At 63.6% G+C, this 486-nt stretch carries 2 protein-coding genes; both read left to right on the forward strand.

Annotated features, from left to right (window positions below; genetic code table 11):
• The first annotated feature begins 7 nt into the window (after positions 1 to 7).
• Positions 8 to 172, forward strand: coding sequence for an iron-sulfur cluster assembly accessory protein (locus tag AACY49_RS30620; RefSeq protein WP_445262687.1), 165 nt, complete (start codon positions 8 to 10; stop codon positions 170 to 172).
• A gap of 30 nt (positions 173 to 202) precedes the next feature.
• Positions 203 to 486, forward strand: a 284-nt coding sequence (locus AACY49_RS30625; protein WP_339528030.1) for an endonuclease/exonuclease/phosphatase family protein, incomplete at its 3' end; no start/stop codon positions are given.

The following is a 486-nucleotide window of genomic DNA, read 5'->3' on the forward strand; positions in this document are numbered from 1 at the left end:
TGACGCTATTGCCGAGCATGACGGCGTCCGCCTGGTGGTCGATTCGATCAGCCTCGATCTCGTGCGCGGGTCGGCGGTGGATTATGTCGAGGAACTCGGTGGTGCCGCTTTCAATGTGACCAACCCCAACGCCGCGTCGGGTTGCGGTTGCGGTTCCAGCTTCTCGGTGTAACGTCCGCCCCGGACAAATGGGCGCTGCTGCGTGAAGATCGTTACCTACAATATCAACGGCATCAAGGCGCGCTTGCCGCGCCTGCTGGAATATCTCGCCGAACAGCAGCCCGATGTGGTGTGCCTGCAGGAGCTCAAGACCAGCGACGAAACCTTCCCCGAGGCGGATATCCGCGCGGCGGGATATGGCGCGGTGTGGCACGGGCAGAAGAGCTGGAACGGCGTGGCCGTGCTGGCGAAGGGGCAGGACCCGATCGAGCGGCAACGCGGCCTGGCGGGCGAAACTGAGGACGATCACAGCCGCTATCTCGAAAC

Origin of the sequence: Pseudomonas sp. EL_65y_Pfl2_R96 (assembly GCF_963970905.1) — a bacterium.
Classification (GTDB): Bacteria; Pseudomonadota; Gammaproteobacteria; order Pseudomonadales; family Pseudomonadaceae; genus Aquipseudomonas.